The sequence below is a fragment of the Bacillus toyonensis BCT-7112 genome (assembly GCF_000496285.1).
Taxonomy (GTDB): Bacteria; Bacillota; Bacilli; order Bacillales; family Bacillaceae_G; genus Bacillus_A; species Bacillus_A toyonensis.
In genome coordinates this window covers 4419268-4436193 of the sequence record NC_022781.1, presented here as the reverse complement: position 1 = coordinate 4436193, position 16926 = coordinate 4419268, and the positions used below count along the sequence as shown (strand labels likewise).

Annotated in this window: 17 protein-coding genes; 4 read left to right on the top strand and 13 right to left on the bottom strand. The window is 34.3% G+C overall.

All coding sequences use genetic code 11. The features are described 5' to 3' along the window. Window positions 1-102: 102 nt before the first annotated feature. The gene (locus BTOYO_RS22635; RefSeq protein WP_000528022.1) at window positions 103-1539 is read right to left on the bottom strand and encodes a flavin monoamine oxidase family protein; all 1437 of its coding nucleotides are present in this window, start codon (window positions 1537-1539) and stop codon (window positions 103-105) included. A 200-nt stretch (window positions 1540-1739) separates the two neighbouring features. On the opposite strand from BTOYO_RS22635, the gene BTOYO_RS22630 reads away from it, so the two are divergent. Both BTOYO_RS22630 and BTOYO_RS22625 read left to right on the top strand, forming a co-directional pair. Beyond that, window positions 1740-2684: an L-lactate dehydrogenase gene (locus BTOYO_RS22630; protein ID WP_000715319.1), complete on the top strand. Its 945-nt coding sequence runs from the start codon at window positions 1740-1742 to the stop codon at window positions 2682-2684. A 115-nt stretch (window positions 2685-2799) separates the two neighbouring features. Continuing rightward, entirely contained in the window at window positions 2800-3090 is a 291-nt protein-coding gene (locus BTOYO_RS22625; RefSeq protein ID WP_000342830.1) for a YesK family protein, read from the top strand. 37 nt (window positions 3091-3127) lie between these two features. On the opposite strand, the gene BTOYO_RS22620 is transcribed toward BTOYO_RS22625, so the two are convergent. The 7 genes from BTOYO_RS22620 to BTOYO_RS22590 all read right to left on the bottom strand — a co-directional run bounded on the left by BTOYO_RS22620 (window position 3128) and on the right by BTOYO_RS22590 (window position 9120). Next, window positions 3128-4147: an AI-2E family transporter gene (locus BTOYO_RS22620; protein WP_001006567.1), complete on the bottom strand. Its 1020-nt coding sequence runs from the start codon at window positions 4145-4147 to the stop codon at window positions 3128-3130. A 188-nt stretch (window positions 4148-4335) separates the two neighbouring features. After that, a complete protein-coding gene (locus tag BTOYO_RS22615) occupies window positions 4336-5946 on the bottom strand; it encodes an amidase family protein (RefSeq protein ID WP_000759437.1) in 1611 nt (536 codons plus the stop codon). Window positions 5947-6057: 111 nt separating this feature from the next. Continuing rightward, complete coding sequence (locus BTOYO_RS28185; RefSeq protein ID WP_000997344.1) at window positions 6058-6189, bottom strand: hypothetical protein; 132 nt, start codon at window positions 6187-6189, stop codon at window positions 6058-6060. 126 nt (window positions 6190-6315) lie between these two features. Continuing rightward, complete coding sequence (locus tag BTOYO_RS22605) at window positions 6316-6918, bottom strand: nitroreductase family protein (RefSeq protein WP_001277038.1); 603 nt, start codon at window positions 6916-6918, stop codon at window positions 6316-6318. A 57-nt stretch (window positions 6919-6975) separates the two neighbouring features. Further along, window positions 6976-7626 carry a DsbA family oxidoreductase gene (locus BTOYO_RS22600; protein WP_000216688.1) on the bottom strand — a complete coding sequence of 217 codons (651 nt, stop codon included), beginning with the start codon at window positions 7624-7626 and terminating at the stop codon, window positions 6976-6978. Window positions 7627-7698: 72 nt separating this feature from the next. Then, complete coding sequence (locus BTOYO_RS22595) at window positions 7699-8130, bottom strand: Rrf2 family transcriptional regulator (protein ID WP_000704077.1); 432 nt, start codon at window positions 8128-8130, stop codon at window positions 7699-7701. A gap of 120 nt (window positions 8131-8250) precedes the next feature. Further along, window positions 8251-9120 carry a LysR family transcriptional regulator gene (locus BTOYO_RS22590; protein ID WP_000156755.1) on the bottom strand — a complete coding sequence of 290 codons (870 nt, stop codon included), beginning with the start codon at window positions 9118-9120 and terminating at the stop codon, window positions 8251-8253. Between the two features lie 97 nt (window positions 9121-9217). On the opposite strand from BTOYO_RS22590, the gene BTOYO_RS22585 reads away from it, so the two are divergent. After that, window positions 9218-10123 (top strand): DMT family transporter, encoded by a 906-nt coding sequence (locus BTOYO_RS22585; protein WP_000192823.1) that lies wholly within the window; start codon window positions 9218-9220, stop codon window positions 10121-10123. Window positions 10124-10169: 46 nt separating this feature from the next. On the opposite strand, the gene BTOYO_RS22580 is transcribed toward BTOYO_RS22585, so the two are convergent. The 5 genes from BTOYO_RS22580 to BTOYO_RS22560 all read right to left on the bottom strand — a co-directional run bounded on the left by BTOYO_RS22580 (window position 10170) and on the right by BTOYO_RS22560 (window position 15667). After that, window positions 10170-10790 carry a YcnI family copper-binding membrane protein gene (locus BTOYO_RS22580; RefSeq protein ID WP_000821385.1) on the bottom strand — a complete coding sequence of 207 codons (621 nt, stop codon included), beginning with the start codon at window positions 10788-10790 and terminating at the stop codon, window positions 10170-10172. Window positions 10791-10824: 34 nt separating this feature from the next. Then, window positions 10825-12474 carry a copper resistance CopC/CopD family protein gene (locus BTOYO_RS22575; protein WP_000114318.1) on the bottom strand — a complete coding sequence of 550 codons (1650 nt, stop codon included), beginning with the start codon at window positions 12472-12474 and terminating at the stop codon, window positions 10825-10827. A 399-nt stretch (window positions 12475-12873) separates the two neighbouring features. Further along, complete coding sequence (locus tag BTOYO_RS22570; protein WP_000750859.1) at window positions 12874-13293, bottom strand: VOC family protein; 420 nt, start codon at window positions 13291-13293, stop codon at window positions 12874-12876. 84 nt (window positions 13294-13377) lie between these two features. Beyond that, window positions 13378-14736, bottom strand: coding sequence for a branched-chain amino acid transport system II carrier protein (gene brnQ / locus BTOYO_RS22565; RefSeq protein ID WP_001284765.1), 1359 nt, complete (start codon window positions 14734-14736; stop codon window positions 13378-13380). 238 nt (window positions 14737-14974) lie between these two features. Continuing rightward, window positions 14975-15667: an FMN-dependent NADH-azoreductase gene (locus BTOYO_RS22560; protein ID WP_000522497.1), complete on the bottom strand. Its 693-nt coding sequence runs from the start codon at window positions 15665-15667 to the stop codon at window positions 14975-14977. A gap of 282 nt (window positions 15668-15949) precedes the next feature. On the opposite strand from BTOYO_RS22560, the gene BTOYO_RS22555 reads away from it, so the two are divergent. After that, window positions 15950-16915 carry an arsenic resistance protein gene (locus BTOYO_RS22555; protein WP_000103793.1) on the top strand — a complete coding sequence of 322 codons (966 nt, stop codon included), beginning with the start codon at window positions 15950-15952 and terminating at the stop codon, window positions 16913-16915. Window positions 16916-16926: the final 11 nt, after the last annotated feature.

Here is a 16926-nt window from a genome sequence, read left to right as displayed (position 1 = left end):
CCATCCATTTCTTTATTTCAAACGTATTCAAAGCGTAATAATTACGATTTATATTTATCATTTTATTAAAAGAATAACAATTTGTAAATATATCTTCTATCTTCACTTTTCATTTACTTCATGAGCAACTCTAATTCCAGACTCAATCGCTCCCTGCATCCACCCATGTGTCAACGTTGTATGTTCTCCTGCAAAGTGTACGTTTCCAGCCGGCGACGCAATATAAGGAAATAATTCTAGCTCTTGGCCTGGTTCAAAAGCTGTAAATGCTCCGCAAGAATACGTATTCTTACTCCAGCTAAAAGATTCCCCTGTTATAAACTCACTATAGACTACATTCCCATATATTTGCGCTAAATTTTTCAATGCGTAACGAATACGCTCTCTATGCGGGAGACTATCCCATGTTAAAGCCTCATCCGCCCACGTATAACTTGCTATAACGATAGCTGCCCCTGGTGACTGAATGCCATAGCTCGGATAATATGTAAAACGTATCGGTAAATCCGTAATAGATTTCCCACCATACTGCCCGACTCTTTCCCAAAATCTACTTTTGAACTCTATCGCAATTTTAGTTGCAGCAATATAATTTAATTCACGAATTGCTCGTCTTTTAAAATAAGTGAATAAATGAAATGGCTGAACTTCTACAAATCGTAACGCCGAAAACGGAATTGTGATAATAGCAATATCACTTGTTATTGTAAATGGATCTAACGTTTGTTCATGTTTTACTTGCAGCATCACTTTATTATCTTCTTGTATTATTTTTTCTACTTTATAGGACATAAAAATATTATCCTTTAGCTGTGGTAAAAATGCATTTGGTAATGCATCCATCCCGCCCGTTATCTCGTAATATTTCGCCGTTGAAGTAAAAAAAATCATTTCCCGTAATACTTCAATTAAAGACATTCCCATATATGCTTCCATATCAAGAAGTACACCAATCATATCTATTGCTCCATCCGAATAATACTCCATTAAAAATAAACCAAGCGAATACGTTTTATACTTTTTTTCAACGATAAACCAGTTTTTATTAGGATCCTTCTTAATATAATTTAGTATTGGTTCTAATACTTCAAGCATTAGCTCTTCTGCCGTTTTTCCTCTTTCTTTATCCAAAACCGGATATTCAAGTATACTTGGATCATATTCAAACACATTCAATCTCGTTTGAATATGATTCGTATAAATGATATCTGCAAAAGTTTTATTTATAAAAAGGTTTAACGGTAGTTTAAATTTACGAATATACGCTAAAGTTAACTCATGCGTATCAGGAATTCTCATCGGTCCTGCATTAAAGTATAAACCCGCACTAAACGGTTCACGAATCGTATACACCCTGCCACCTATTCTGTTATTTGCTTCTATAATCGTTACTTCATGTCCAGCCTCTTTCAATAAAGAACCTGCAACTAATCCAGAAATCCCTGCACCGGCAACTGTAATTTGTTTGGGGTTATTCGTTTTGGCAAGCCCTTCATGAACAATTTGAAGCATTTGTTCCATCGATAATGGATTCCCCATACCATTTCCCCTTTTAAAAAGGATTTTACTGAATTATATTCAGTTAACTGAATTCCTATGTTTTGTTCGCAAATTTGAACGGATACATTTTCAAATACTTGAATATCTTTTATAAAATGTAATAAACTAGATATGAATTTATAGAAGTAGGACGTATTATCTTACATAATAAAATCAATGAAATTGCGAGGAATTGTGAAATGAAAAAAGGTATTAACCGTGTTGTATTAGTAGGAACAGGTGCAGTTGGATGTAGCTATGCTTACTGCATGATTAACCAAGCTGTAGCTGAAGAATTTGTTTTAGTTGATGTAAATGAAGCAAAAGCCGAAGGAGAAGCAATGGATTTAAGTCACGCTGTTCCATTTGCACCAGCTCCAACTAGAGTATGGAAAGGTAGCTACGAAGATTGTAAAGATGCTGATCTTGTAGTCATTACAGCTGGATTACCACAAAAGCCAGGTGAAACACGTTTAGATTTAGTTGAGAAAAACGCTAAAATCTTTAAACAAATCGTTCGCAGTATTATGGATAGCGGATTTGATGGCATCTTCTTAATCGCAACAAACCCTGTAGATATTTTAACGTACGTTACTTGGAAAGAATCTGGTTTACCAAAAGAACGAGTAATCGGTTCTGGTACAACGCTTGACTCTGCTCGTTTCCGCTATATGTTAGGTGAGTACTTCGACATTGGTCCACACAACATTCATGCTTATATTATCGGAGAACATGGTGATACAGAACTTCCAGTATGGAGTCACGTATCAGTTGGTATTCAAAAACTACAAACGCTTCTTGATAAAGACAACACATACACACAAGAAGATTTAGACAAAATTTTCATAAATGTTCGTGATGCAGCCTACCATATTATTGAGCGCAAAGGTGCAACTTATTATGGTATTGGTATGTCACTTCTACGTGTTACAAAAGCTATTTTAAACGACGAAAATAGCGTATTAACAGTTTCAGCATACTTAGAAGGTCAATACGGTCAAAAAGATGTTTATATCGGCGTACCTGCTGTTTTAAATCGTGGCGGTGTTCGTGAAATTTTAGAAGTAGAATTAAGTGAAGACGAAGAATTAAAATTCGATCACTCTGTTCAAGTGTTGAAAGAAACAATGGCTCCCGTTCTTTAATCGTATATTTCATTCAAAAAAGCAATCCAATTCATATTGGATTGCTTTTTTATATTTTTATTGTTCACCCTCAATCTAAACCGTAATATTATCCATAATAGAAAGGAGTGATTTTATGGATGATTCTTGGACAATTGTCATCCTCTTACTAGCTGTAGCGTCATTAATACTTTTTCTCTTTTTAATCATCAGAACGCTATTTCCAACTAAAAAATATGATAAGAATCTCGGGTTGATCCTTATTATTTTAAGCTTATTAGCAATACCGATAAGTATGTTCCTTATAGGAGGATGGGCAGGTATGGGGATTGGCATAATCGCGGTCCTTATTTTTGCTGCTGTTATTATAGCTTTAATTGCAAATAAATTTATAAAACTACCTCCTCCAAAAAAAAATAAGAAATAACCGATGTTTTCAAAAAAGACAACATCGGTTATTTCTATCACTTATTGCTTTTAATCAATTTATCATTATTTACGTCAAGTACATCTAATAAAAAGATAAAGATCGGTATCCCGATAATAAGCCCCCATATTCCGAGGAAGTGCTCTGAAAAGATGAGAATCATAAATGTATAAAAGACAGGCAAATTCGTTTTTGCAGACATAAATTTTGGATTTAAAAAATAACTTTCAAGAGCGTGAATCACTGTAATGAACACTAGTATGTACAAAACGTACATAACCCCACCTACGTTATAGGCAATGATACAAAGTGGAAACAGTGAAATGATTACGCCGGCAACAGGAATCAACCCTAATAAGAAAATCATAACAGCTAATACGAGAAGCTGTGGAAATCCTAAAACGATTAATGCAATGACAGTCAGGATACAATTTACAACTGCAATTAAAAATTGTGCTTCAATTACTTTACCGAACGACCTTGCAAACCTTTCACCAAAATATGCAATCTCCTCATAAAAAATCTTTAGTTTACTCTCTTTAAACTTAGAAGTAAATGTAATAATACGCTCTTTTTCTAATAAGAAAAATAAGCTTAATATTAGAGACAATAATATTTGTAAACTCACCTTTCCTATATTCGCTATCGATTGATAGATGACATCTACACCTTGTTCTATATATTTTGATACTTCCATTCCATTAATTGTCGAAAGTGCATATTTAATGATCTCATTATCCGGTGGATTTTGAAAAAACAGTTTAAATTGATAAATCAATTGTGAAATTTGTATCGTTAGCACAGGCAAATATTTATACAATGTCGTGCCGATAAAGGAAACTAATATTATATACAAACATGCGATAACAATTTTTCGATTCACTTTCAATTTCTTTGAAATAAAACGTTGAAACCGATCCATTAAAAATGTCAGTATAAACGTAATTAATATTAAATTGATCATACTTTTTAATCCGTATAATACAAACGCTAATATTATTAAAACGATAAACCGTTGAAACCCTCTACTTCGAAAAAAATTTTTCACTTCATTCATTAAGATTTAACCTCCCCCTTCTATGGATGTAAATTTGATATATTACAAAACGAACGTATTCATTGTAATACTATTACATTTTATGAACTTCTATAGACAATCTTTCTTACTAATTTGGAAGAATCCTTTTTTTCTTTTTTAATGTCTGATTTTTTATCTAATCCTTTCCTAAAAACTATTTTTAAATTCTATATTTTAGGAGAACGTCTATTTTTAGACTGTTGTTCATACGCATATCCAATATTGAAAAGTTCTTTTTCACCAAACTGCCTCCCGACAAATACAACACCTACTGGCTCTCCATTTTTATCATAGCCTGCTGGTACCGCTAATTCAGGATAACCAGCTACAGCTGATAAAAGAACTTCATCGTTATTAATCATGACTAAAGCGTCCAATCCTTTTTCTACTAAATATCTATCTAGCTCTTTCCTTGCATTTTCTTGACTCGTTTGAACTACTTTTTCAAATTCATCTTTCGTTATAGCAGATTTTTCAGAGCCCTCAATTAATGTTTGTCCATATTTCATTCTTCTTTTACTATCTTTTTTATTAAACGCTATAATCTCTTCTAACGATTTTACAGGCACATTTTTTTGCTTCGAAAGATAGTCGTTAACATTATGTTTGAACTCATATTCTAATGTTTGCAGATTATCTACACCCTCGCTACTTAACTGAATATCATCAGTCAATATCGCACCGGCATCTTGAATGTCTTTTCTAATCTTTTCTGCTACTGCTTTTCTATTTTCATCTTGTTGATCTACAGAAAAAAGAATCCCTATCTTTTTTCCTTTTAATCCATCTATTGATAAATCATTCGTATAATCTATTCTATCTCTATCTTTCATTTTTTCTGTCATAGCATCTTTTTCATCATAACCTACCATTGTATTAAATAACGTTGCCGCGTCTTTTACCGTTCTTGCCATTGGCCCTGCAGTATCAAGTGCTTCAGCTAATGGGATAATGCCAGCTCTGCTAACCATACCTAACGATGGACGTAACCCAACTACAGATTGCTGCGTCGCTGGTGCGACAATAGATCCCGTCGTTTCTGTCCCAATTGCAAGCGGTGCAAAATCTGCCGCAACCACTGTAGCAGACCCCGAACTGGATCCTGATGTATCAAATGTAATTGGACCGTACGGATTTAAATTTTGCCCTTTCTTCCCGCTATATCCACTTGGCATTGTAAAAGATAAATAATTCGCCCATTCAGACATATTTGCTTTACCTAAAACAAATGCCCCCTCTTCTTTCAACTTCTTCACAATCGTGGCATCTTCATCTGCAACCCAATCTTTTAATACAAAAGTGCCTGCGCTTGTCGGCATCACTTTTGCAGTTTGTACATTATCTTTTACGATGACAGGAATGCCGTATAAGTTCGATTTTTTATTTAACGACCTCTCTTTATCTAACTTTCGTGCTTGCTCTATTGCATTTGGATTAATCTCTGTAACAGCATTTAATGATATTCCATTTTGGTCATGTTCTTGTATTCTAAAGAGATAAATACTCGTTAATTCTTCATATGATAATTTTCCATCATCGACCATATTTTGAAGTTCATCCACAGTTGCATTTACAACTGCTTTTTCTTTTATCTTTACATTATCTATGTTGATCCCTTTAAGCTGGTTATGTATCGGCTTTAACACTCTGTCTTTATCATATACAATACGCTCTGGTTCCTTTGGAAAATAATTTTTATACACGTAATATCCACCGGCACATACCAATAGGACAATACCTCCGGCGATAGACAACGTTATCTTTACCCACTTTTTCATGTTGCTTCCTCCACTCTTACAGTTGCTCAGTTATATAAAAAAGAGAGTTACCTTTTACTTAACTCTCTCCAATCAAAATGTTAAATGAAAAAATGAATGATTTCAATCTAATCACTTCTTTTTTTGCATTTGCTTCGCTAACATTTCTTTCACTTGATTATACGTTAATCCTGAATTTTTATTTAAACGTTTTACTTCCTCGACATCAGTACCTACCACTGTATATTTTTTCTCGTCATTCATTTTCCTACTTCCTTTCTCACCTGACTATTTGTTATATTCCTTCCCTAAATGCTTATAAATTAACACTAATACAAAAAAGGAAGCTGTTTCTAAGCACAGCTTCCTTATCGTTACATATTGTATTTCTTAATAAAATTTCACTACATCTTCAGTAGGTAAGAATGTTCTTTCTGCTGGCTGTTCATTTGGTTCACCAAATGGCATTTGACCTACTAAGCTCCACTCTGCTGGAATGTTCCAAGTTTCTTTTACATCAGCATCTACGATTGGGTTGTAATGTTGCAGCGATGCGCCAATTCCTTCAGCAGATAATAGCATCCACACAGTATGTTGTAACATTGCATTACCTTGATGAGACCAGAATGGGAATTGATCTTTATATAACGGTGCATTTTCTTGCATTTTTTCTACAGTTGCTTGGTCTTCAAAGAATAAAACTGTACCTACACCTGTATGGAAACCTTTTAGTCTTTCTACAGTCGCTTCAAAGTTTTCTGCTGGTACGCGTGATCTAAGCGTTTCTTTTACGATATCCCAAAACTTTTCATGCTCTCCATCCATTAATACAACCATACGGCTACTTTGCATATTAAAAGATGTTGGTGCGTGTAAAGCTGTTTTTAACACTTCTTCAATTCTTTCTTTCGTAATCGCATCGTTTTTTGTTACTTTACGAATTGAACGACGGTTCACGATTGCTTCTTTTAAATTTGTTGTAGTTGCTGACATTTTAATTCCTCCAAATATTTGTTTTATTATTTATTTTGTTATTTCATAACAATCGAATTAGCAATATCCATCGGTATTACATTGCACACCTTCAAATGAATTTGTTTTATCCTTTTCAATTTCTTTATCAATGACCCTTTCTAGTGTTTCTTTACTAGCAAGCCCTTGAATGACTTCATCTCCAATCATGACAGTTGGAACAGCCATAATATTCGCTTCATCATATGCGTGCTGAATTGCTTCTTGATGCTTTTCTTTATATTTACGAGTTACTAAAGCATCTTTAAATTCCGCCTCAGGAAGTCCTACTTCTACCGCTAATTTTGTTAACACATCAATATCTTCAATGTTTTGCTCTTCTTGGAAAAATGCTGTGAATACGCGGTGATGATACTCATTACCTAGTCCACGTTCTTTCGCAAATTGACATCCTTCGAAAGCTAAATGCGTATATGGATGTGGGGAAACACGTGGCAAACGCATATCAATTCCTAACTTCTTCGCTGTCGGAAGAATGAAAGCATCCCATGAACCTAATTTTTCTGGCTCATTCCATGGGTCTATTTTTGAATATGGACTTGGACGTAATTCAAATGGCATCCATTCAATCTCTACATCTTTCTCTTTCACTACCTCATCTAATGGACCTTTTGCTAAAAAACAAAACGGACATATAAAGTCTGAGTATACTTTCATTTTTACAGTCATAATTTTTACACCTTACCTTTATAGTTGTAATCAATATAGTTACATCGATAATAAAAAAATATAGATAATATTTTAAGCATTCATTTTCTCTTGTAAAGATTCAAACAACTGCTCCATCGAAATATTTTTCAAAACTTCTTCCATCGCGGATTGTGCTTGAATTAATATAACTTCTAACACCACTTGAATATTCGCTCCAATTGGACAATCTGGATTTGGTTGCTCGTGAATATGAAATAGCTTGTCTTCTTCGACTACGTTCACTGCATGATACACATCTAACAATGTGATTTCATGTAAATCCTTTAATAATCCCGCACCACCTGGCCCGCGATTTACGTAAACAAATCCAGCTTGTTTCAAGTACGACATAATTTTACGGATTACTACCGGATTTGTATTTACACTTTCAGCCATATAGTCTGAAGTACAAAGTGAAGATGGATTGTTTTTCAAAATAGATAAAATATGAACAGCTATAGAAAAGCGGCTACTAATTTTCATCGTCATCACCACCTCGATGTAATCATTATAGTTACAACTAAAAAATAAGTCAATCCTTTTCACAGATTTTTTATAAGTAAATTAAAAAGTGTCCCATTATGATATATGAGACACCTCTTTTTATTCTGCAAATAGCGCTTGAAATTCTTCAATAAATAGCTGCACAGCGATTGAAGAATCCTTTAATGAAGGAGCAGCTAAAGCAATTTCTCTCCATACTTGTGGTTCCAATTCTCTCGTTTGCACATTTTTGGGTAAATTCGTTAAAGATAATTCAGCCAATATTGCAATGCCTAATCCTTCTTGAATCATATTTAAAGCTGTAGTAACTGTCGAAATTACATACTCAGCCCGAAGTGGTACGTTTGCTTGTTTAAACATATCAATAATGGGTGGTTCGTATCCACCCTTACATAATATGATCGGTTCATTCTCTAAATCACTAATTGTAATAGCGTCCTTCTTACAGAGAGGATGATCCTCTCTTAAGATAACAACCATTTTCCCCTTCGCTAATGGAACAATCTCCATATCTTTATTAGGCAAAATAACAATTCCTATATCAATAACCCTCGATACTAACCAATCTTCAACTTCTTTAATCGTTCCTTCACAAAGAACGACTTCTAAGTTCGGATACTTCTCCTTAAAAAGGTTTATCATTTTGGGTAAGAAATGTGCAGAAGCGCTCGGAAAACTCCCAATTCGAATCGTCCCAACTTCGTGTCCTTTCTCCATCGCAACTTCTTGCTCAATTTTCTCAATTCCATTCAATATTTCTCTAATATGAACAAGAATTCTCTCTCCTACGTCAGTAACAATTAAACCTTCTCTCTTATCACGTATAAGAATCGTAATATCTAATTCTGACTCAATACTTGAAATGGCATGACTGACAGCAGGCTGTGTCATATTAAGTGCTTTTGCTGCTTTCGTAAAACTACCTAATTCAACCGTTTTAATCAAAACTTGTAGTTGTGTAATGGTCATAACTAATCACTTATACCCCTTATAAAAAAGATTCATTTTATTTATCACAGTCGATATCATATCATAGTGAAATGAAATACAACAAGGAGGTCTTACCGTGACACAGCTTTCTCGAACAAAAACGGCCATAATCCTTACTTTTCTCGTTATTATGTGGGGAATTAATTGGCCTTTATCTAAATTTGCCTTGCATTATACACCACCTGTTTTATTTGCAGGCGTTAGAACCTTAATTGGGGGATTCATTTTACTTATTTTCGCATTACCGAAATACAAAGAGCTACATTTAAAAGAAACTTGGCATTTATACGTTATTTCTTCTGTACTTAACATCATTATCTTTTACGGACTACAAACTGTCGGTCTTCAATACATGCCCGCTGGATTATTTTCCGCAATTGTATTTCTACAGCCTGTTTTACTCGGCATTTTCTCGTGGATATGGCTTGAAGAATCAATGTATGGCTTAAAAATTTTCGGTTTAATTCTAGGATTTATTGGCGTGGGGGTTATTAGCTCTAGTAGCTTAACCGGCCATATTTCTATCATTGGAATCCTTCTCGCATTAGGTTGTGCGATTGGATGGGCACTGGGTACAGTATTTATTAAAAAAACCGGGCACCGCGTTAATGCTATTTGGATGGTAACACTTCAGCTTATTATTGGAGGTGTTTGCTTAGTTGGATTTGGATCAGAGTTTGAAAGCTGGTCTAGTATCGCTTGGAGTATGCCATTTGTTAGTGTGCTACTCTTTATTTCGTTCTTTGTTATTGCAATGGGATGGCTCGCTTACTTCACACTTGTTGGAGCTGGTGAAGCAAGTAAAGTTGGAGCTTACACGTTCCTTATCCCTCTTATCGCTATTATTGTAAGTTCAATTTTCTTACATGAGGCCATTACAATGAGCTTGTTTATCGGTCTATTATTTATTGTCGTGAGTATTTGCTTTGTAAATATAAAGCCGAAAACACTTGCTGTAGGGCAACAAGTTGAAGTGAAATAAATAAACGTGAAAAAGAGCCTACTATTTGTAGGCTCTTTTTTATACCTTACTTTTTACGACGTACTACAAAAACAAACGTACTTACCGAAGATACAATCGCTAAAACTGATAACACAATTGCTATTGTTTGCATATTACTTGTACTTTCATTCTTTCCCACACTAGATACTTCCCCATGTTCCCCAGTTAAGGACTTACCTTTTGCAATTGTAGTAACTGAATGCGGTTTTTCAGCTTTCTCATCGCCTGTCCATTCAACAATTTCTCCGTCTTTATATTGTTGATATGCATCCCAAGCTATCTTTTGTTCTTTATCTGGGTTTTTAGCAACGAAAGTAAATCGTTGGAACTGACCAGATAAAATCCCTTCTCCTGTTGCTTCCCATACTACAGTTTTAACTTTTCCAGCTGCATCTTTTTGCTCTTCCACTTTCCATCCTGACACTGGTTCATACTGTTGAAACTCGACGCCGGACGGTATTTTCAATGTAACTTTTGTCGTTGCTACATTCTTTTCAACTGGTACTTTTATCGTGTAAGTCTCCCAAGAGTTAACATCCGAAGTTGCTGGCTTCACAGTGACGTGCGCACTTACAGGTAACGAAAAAATTCCCATTGCAATTATTGTTGCGATCATTGTTGTTCCTAATTTTTTTATACGTTTCATTTTCTATTAGCTCCTTTTTATCTATACCTTCTCTTTATCTGCCGCCTACAATAAATTTATAATCCGTATCAAAGCTATCAAGAGATTTTGTTAATCCGTGAACTTGTATATTCCAGTTGCCTGTCATGTTAATATACATACCTTCCGCTTCATATTCTCCCGGTGAAATTGCTGAAACTTTAAATGACCCTTTGCCCATATTCATATCTAACGATTGAGTCGTCAATACAATTTGTTCCATATTAGTAACAGGCTGTCCATTTTCATCCTTCAAAGTAATATGAAATGTATTCTGTCCTACCTTATTGGGGCTTACATGTAAAGTAAGTTCATATCCATTATCTAATTGTTTACTCTCTGTAAAAGGTCCAGTAGGAGGCATCGGCGGTGTTTGTACGTTTGTCATAAAAGCTACGATTATGAAAACGATAATTCCAATGATCAACTCTACTTTCAGCGTAGCGCCTAATCCTTGTCGGGCTCGCATTTTCCCTTTCACATAATGAATAATTCCCAATATCCCCATGAAAACGAATAAAAGTATCTTTGCTAATAATGCTAATCCATACTTCGTATCAAATAGGGAATGAATCGTGGGAATAAAAAATGTACTGTTAAAAAGACCCGTTAATACAATGACTATGACAGCACCTGTTGCCCATGGTGAAAAACGCTTAATTGCATCCCAATACTTCGTCCACTTGTCATCCTCTTTACGTAAAAGAAGAATAATCGATGATAGACCGCCAACCCATAACGAAGCTGCGAATAAATGTAGAAAGTCCATAACGACAGCAATGTCTTTAAACTTCAAACCAAATGCGTGACTATTAAAGGCTTTCATAACGAGTAACCCAATAAAAAGTAATATTGGAATGCTCCATACTTTAAACGATGAAAGTTTCTCACGCTTCAACGCAAAATAAGTAACAATGATAAGCACACTAATAAGAGCCATTTGAGTGATCCATACATAACCAAAAACAGATAGTTGCAATGTTTCTTTTAATAATAGTGGATCAAATGCTTCTAACCACGAAACATCAGCATTTATTTTCGCTTGCAATGGTAGATTGCATAGTAAGCTAATGAATATACCTATTAATGATATCCATATTATTCTCTTACTCCTTGAGTGAACTTCTATTGCATCCCCTTTATATATAATAAGATTAAAGAATAGAACTCCTAAAAATAGTGAGAAACTTGTATATAGAACCCCGCGTTCCATAATCATATCGATTTGCGGGACATACCCCATCTCTTCTACTTGTACATCATCTGCTCCCGCTTCGGCTAACCCAATCTGGAACGGAATAACTCCTTGAATTGGATGTCCATCAGCTGAAATAGCTTTCCATTGAATAGAATAGAGACCGTCTTTAAGATTCTCTTTTACCCCTGCCTCTAATAGTTTTTTGTTTCTTTTATCAATATGAGCATCCTTTAAATCTACTCTTTTACCTGAGGTATCTCTTACAAACAATGTATTAAAATGTGAAACTTGTATATCCTCATCAAATTCGATTTTCACGACAGTTGGTGCTTTCTTCAACGTTTCATTTTCAACAGGATTTGATTTCACAACATATGCATGAGCAGACGCGCTTTTTGGTATCAATATAATAAGCACACATGCTATTACTAGCCATGCCCCTAACCTTCTCATTACTTTCACACTCATTTCACTTCTTTCTTCTTCATCGCTACACTTTCATTACTTTATACTTCCTAGTTTGATTTTCTGACGAAATATTAACCTGATTAAGTATAAATTTCCATGCTATATAATACTTACTTTCTCCCCGCTTTTAAACTACCAATATAATAGTAACTACCCTAATTAAAACAACTTATATTTTTAAAGTAGATTGTAATTATATCATAAAATATATTTATGTAAGTTCCTTAAGAAGAAAAGTTCTCGTGAATCATTTGTGAAGAAAATGTGAAATACATAAAGTGAAACTTTAATTAGCCCTCACTAATAGAGCTTTTACGGGCAGTAAGACTCCTACAAATAGCGAGATAAATTAAAAGGTGTTACGTAATAACGTAACACCTTTTAAAAAATATCCTTCTTCTATTTCTCTTCCGGATAATCACAATACTCAATAATCGTTCCTTCTGTATCCGCTGGGTTCAGGTAAATTAATCGTCTACCATGTTTATTCATTCGAAGTGTATGCTCTAATGTTCGAATACCTTGTTCTTTTAATTCTTCTAAAGCCACATCTAAATCATCGACACGATACGCAACGTGGTGAACACCTTTCCCTTTTTGTTTTATAAAGCGTGCTATTGGCGACGTCGTATTATTCGTCGGTGCAAGTAGTTCAATTCTATCTCCATCCACTTCTATAATAGCAACTTCACTTTCCACACCTGGTGCTTCACTTACGTAACGATCTATTAATTTCCCTGATAGAACCTGTTCATAAAAACGTATCGTACTATCTATATCACGAACTGCGATTCCGATATGATCAATTGTTTTTTTCATTTTATTTCCCCTACTACTTTATTTTTTACTCCTTATTAATAGTAACAAAAAAAGTTATAGAAACAAGTTCTATAACTTTTTCAATTAACTTATTTTCTTGTCCGCTCTAGTTGCAGGTTGAACTTGTTTTTTCACTTTTAAAACGCTAATGCCATATCCGATAAATCCACCGATAATCGCTGGGAAGATCCAGCCTAATCCTACTTCCTGCATCGGAAGGAATTTAGTGAACACTTGGCTTACTACTTCAATGTTAACTCCAGCTGCACTTAATCCATCGAATAAGCTGATGATAAATGTTATGATTAAACTCACTTGATAAACTTCAGCTCTTCCTTTAAATAGTGAATGGAAGAATGTTAAGAAAATCAATACAATTGCTAGTGGATAAATTGCTGTTAATACTGGAACAGAAACTGCGATTAATTGTGTTAATCCTACGTTTGCAACAATTGCACTAAATACACATAGCGTAATTGCAATTGCTTTGTAAGGAACATTTGGGAATAACTTATGGAAGAATGAAGAACATGCTGATACAAGTCCCACACTAGTTGTTAAACAAGCTACTGTAATCATTAATCCTAATAATACTCCGCCATATGATCCGAAATAGTAGTTAGAAACTTTCGCTAATACTTCTCCGCCGTTCTCTAAATGTCCAAGCTTTGCAACACTTGAAGCACCCATATAAGAAAGTGCTGTATAAATAATTGCTAAAATAGATGCTGCAATGATTGTCGCTTTTGCACAAACGACCATAATCTGTGTTTTCGTTTTCGCACCTTTTTCTTTAATTGCATTAATGATGATGATTCCGAATACGAATGATGCAAGCGTGTCCATTGTTAAGTATCCTTCTTGGAATCCTTTAAAGAATGCATGTGATGTATACCCTTCCACTGGTGCTTGCATATCTCCAATTGGATGAATAAAAGCAACGATTACTAAAATACCGATGAATGTCAATTTAATTGGCGTTAATATTTTTCCAACAATATCGACAATTTTCGCAGGATTTAGCGAAAAAAAACAAGTGATGCTAAAGAATATAATTGTGAAAAGAATTAAAGGTGTAGAACCTAATCCTTCTGGCATAAAAGGCTTAAGACCAATTTCATAAGAAACATTACCCGTTCTTGGTATTGCAAATAACGGACCGATCGCTAAGTATAAAACTGTTGTAAACACAATCCCGAATACTGGGTGAGCACGACTTGCTAATGACTGTAAATCATCTTTACCCGAAAAACCAAATGCTAGTACACCTAGTAATGGTAATCCAACACCTGTTACTAAAAATCCAGCGTTAGCAATCCATACATTCTCTCCTGCCGATTGACCTAGCATAGCTGGGAAAATTAAATTTCCGGCTCCAAAAAATAGTGCAAATAACATTAATCCAATAACTACTATGAACGAAAACGGTACTTTATTCGCCATAATATAACCCCCATTCAAATTTCCTTATCTCATTTTCCAATTTTAACTAATTGAATTTTCTGAATATTTAATTTAAGTATCAACTATTCTTGAACTCATTATAATTCGCTATATAATATTTTGCAATACTATTTTCAAACTTTTCTTTTATTTTATGAATATACATTTTTTAACATAGAATATAGACTAAAAAACCAACATGGTCATCCATGTTGGTTTTTCCATTTACTATCAGTAATTAAAATTTCGCAGCTACTTTTTTAACGTTTTCTATACCTTCTTCAACAATTTGTTGTGAGCGATCTGGATATTGATTGTGTCCTTCAATTACCACTGTTTCTGGATTTGTAATTCCCCAGAATCCAAGTACAGTTGTTACATAATTAACCGCCATTTCCATAGGAGCCATTTGCTCTGAAGAATAATCTGAACCACGAGCACCTAGTACAACTACTTTCTTATCACCAGCTAAACCTTCCGGACCATTTGCTGTATATTTAAACGTTTTTCCAGCTTGAGAAAGGTATGAAATATATGTGATTAATGGTGCGGGTACTGTGAAGTTCCATAATGGGAACGCAAATACAACTTTATCAGCTTCTAAAAACTGATTTAAATATTGATCTACTGTTGCTACAGCCTTCTCTTCTTCAGCTGTTAACTCCATTCCTTGACTACGTTTATATCCACCTGAAATTGCGATATTTCCGTAATAAGGAAGATCTAATGCAAATAAATCTAACTCTGTAATTTCTGTATTTGGGTTCGCTTCTTTATAAGTACTTACAAATGTTTCATACATTTTTGAACTAATTGCTTGCTCCGCTGGACGATCGTTCGCTTTTACAAATAATACTTTTGACATTGTTTTATTCTCCTCTACTTTCGTAATTTCTTCTTTTTTACCAAATAATGAGCTAAATAGTCCCATTTTCTTCACCTAATCTTTCTTTTCATATTCATTATTCATCATCATAAAAATTCTTATTCTAAGAAAAAGTTCCAATAGAGACCTTCATTTCAGGAATCTATAACTTTTTGTTATTTAATTACCTTATGTAAGTGATTGTAATATAGTCACTTACTTTAGTCAAGTAACTTTTAATAAAAAATAAAGTCTCGAATTGAAAATAATAATAAAACACCAAATACTACTTTATTACTTGTATAATTAACTTAGAGAGGGAAATTCATATTTAGAAAGGATTTATTCATGAGCACTATAGAAAAGATTCAAACTTTTATTATTCTATTTGCTGTTACATGCGGCATTGTACTCGGACAATTTAATATCATACATATGTATTCAGACAAATTTATTGTCCCCTTCTTATTTTTCATGTTATATGGATTATTCCTCAGCATCCCATTGAAAGAGATTAAAAACGGATTTCGCAATTTAAAATTTGCAGGAACAAGCCTTACCATTAATTTTTTATGGACGCCTTTCCTCGCTTGGGGATTAGGTGCATTATTTCTTTCAGATCACCCAGCACTTTGGGTTGGGTTTATAATGTTAATGGTTACTCCATGTACAGATTGGTACTTAATATTTACTGAAATAGCGAAAGGAAACGTAGCGCTTTCCACAGCGATTTTGCCTGTAAACTTAATTTTACAAGTATTATTGCTACCTGTTTATTTATTTTTATTTGCCGGTGTAATGAAGACTGTAGCGGTTTCTATTCTAATAGAAAGTATCGTAATCGTTATCGTCTTACCATTTTTACTTGCACATGCTACAAAATTCATTATGAATAAAATGAAAAACGCTGAAACACTCGAGAATAAAATCATTCCGTTTTTCAGCTCTGCTCAAATTGTATTTTTAAGTTTAGCAATTGTAGCGATGTTTGCATCACAAGGTAAATATTTACTCCAAAATATGAATGTTGTTTTATTATTACTCATTCCTGTTCTATTGTTCTTCATCATTAATTTTTTACTAGGACAATTTATCGGGCGCATCCTGCATTTATCTTATAAAGATACAGTAAGTTTAAGCTTAACAACATTAGCAAGAAACTCGCCTGTTGCGCTCGCTATTGCTGTGACTGCTTTTCCAGACGAGCCTCTTATCGCACTTGCACTCGTTATTGGACCGTTAATTGAGTTACCAGTACTTGCTTGTGTTTCACAAGTGTTGTTACTTATTAAGAAAAAACGGCAATACGCATAATAAAAAGCGTC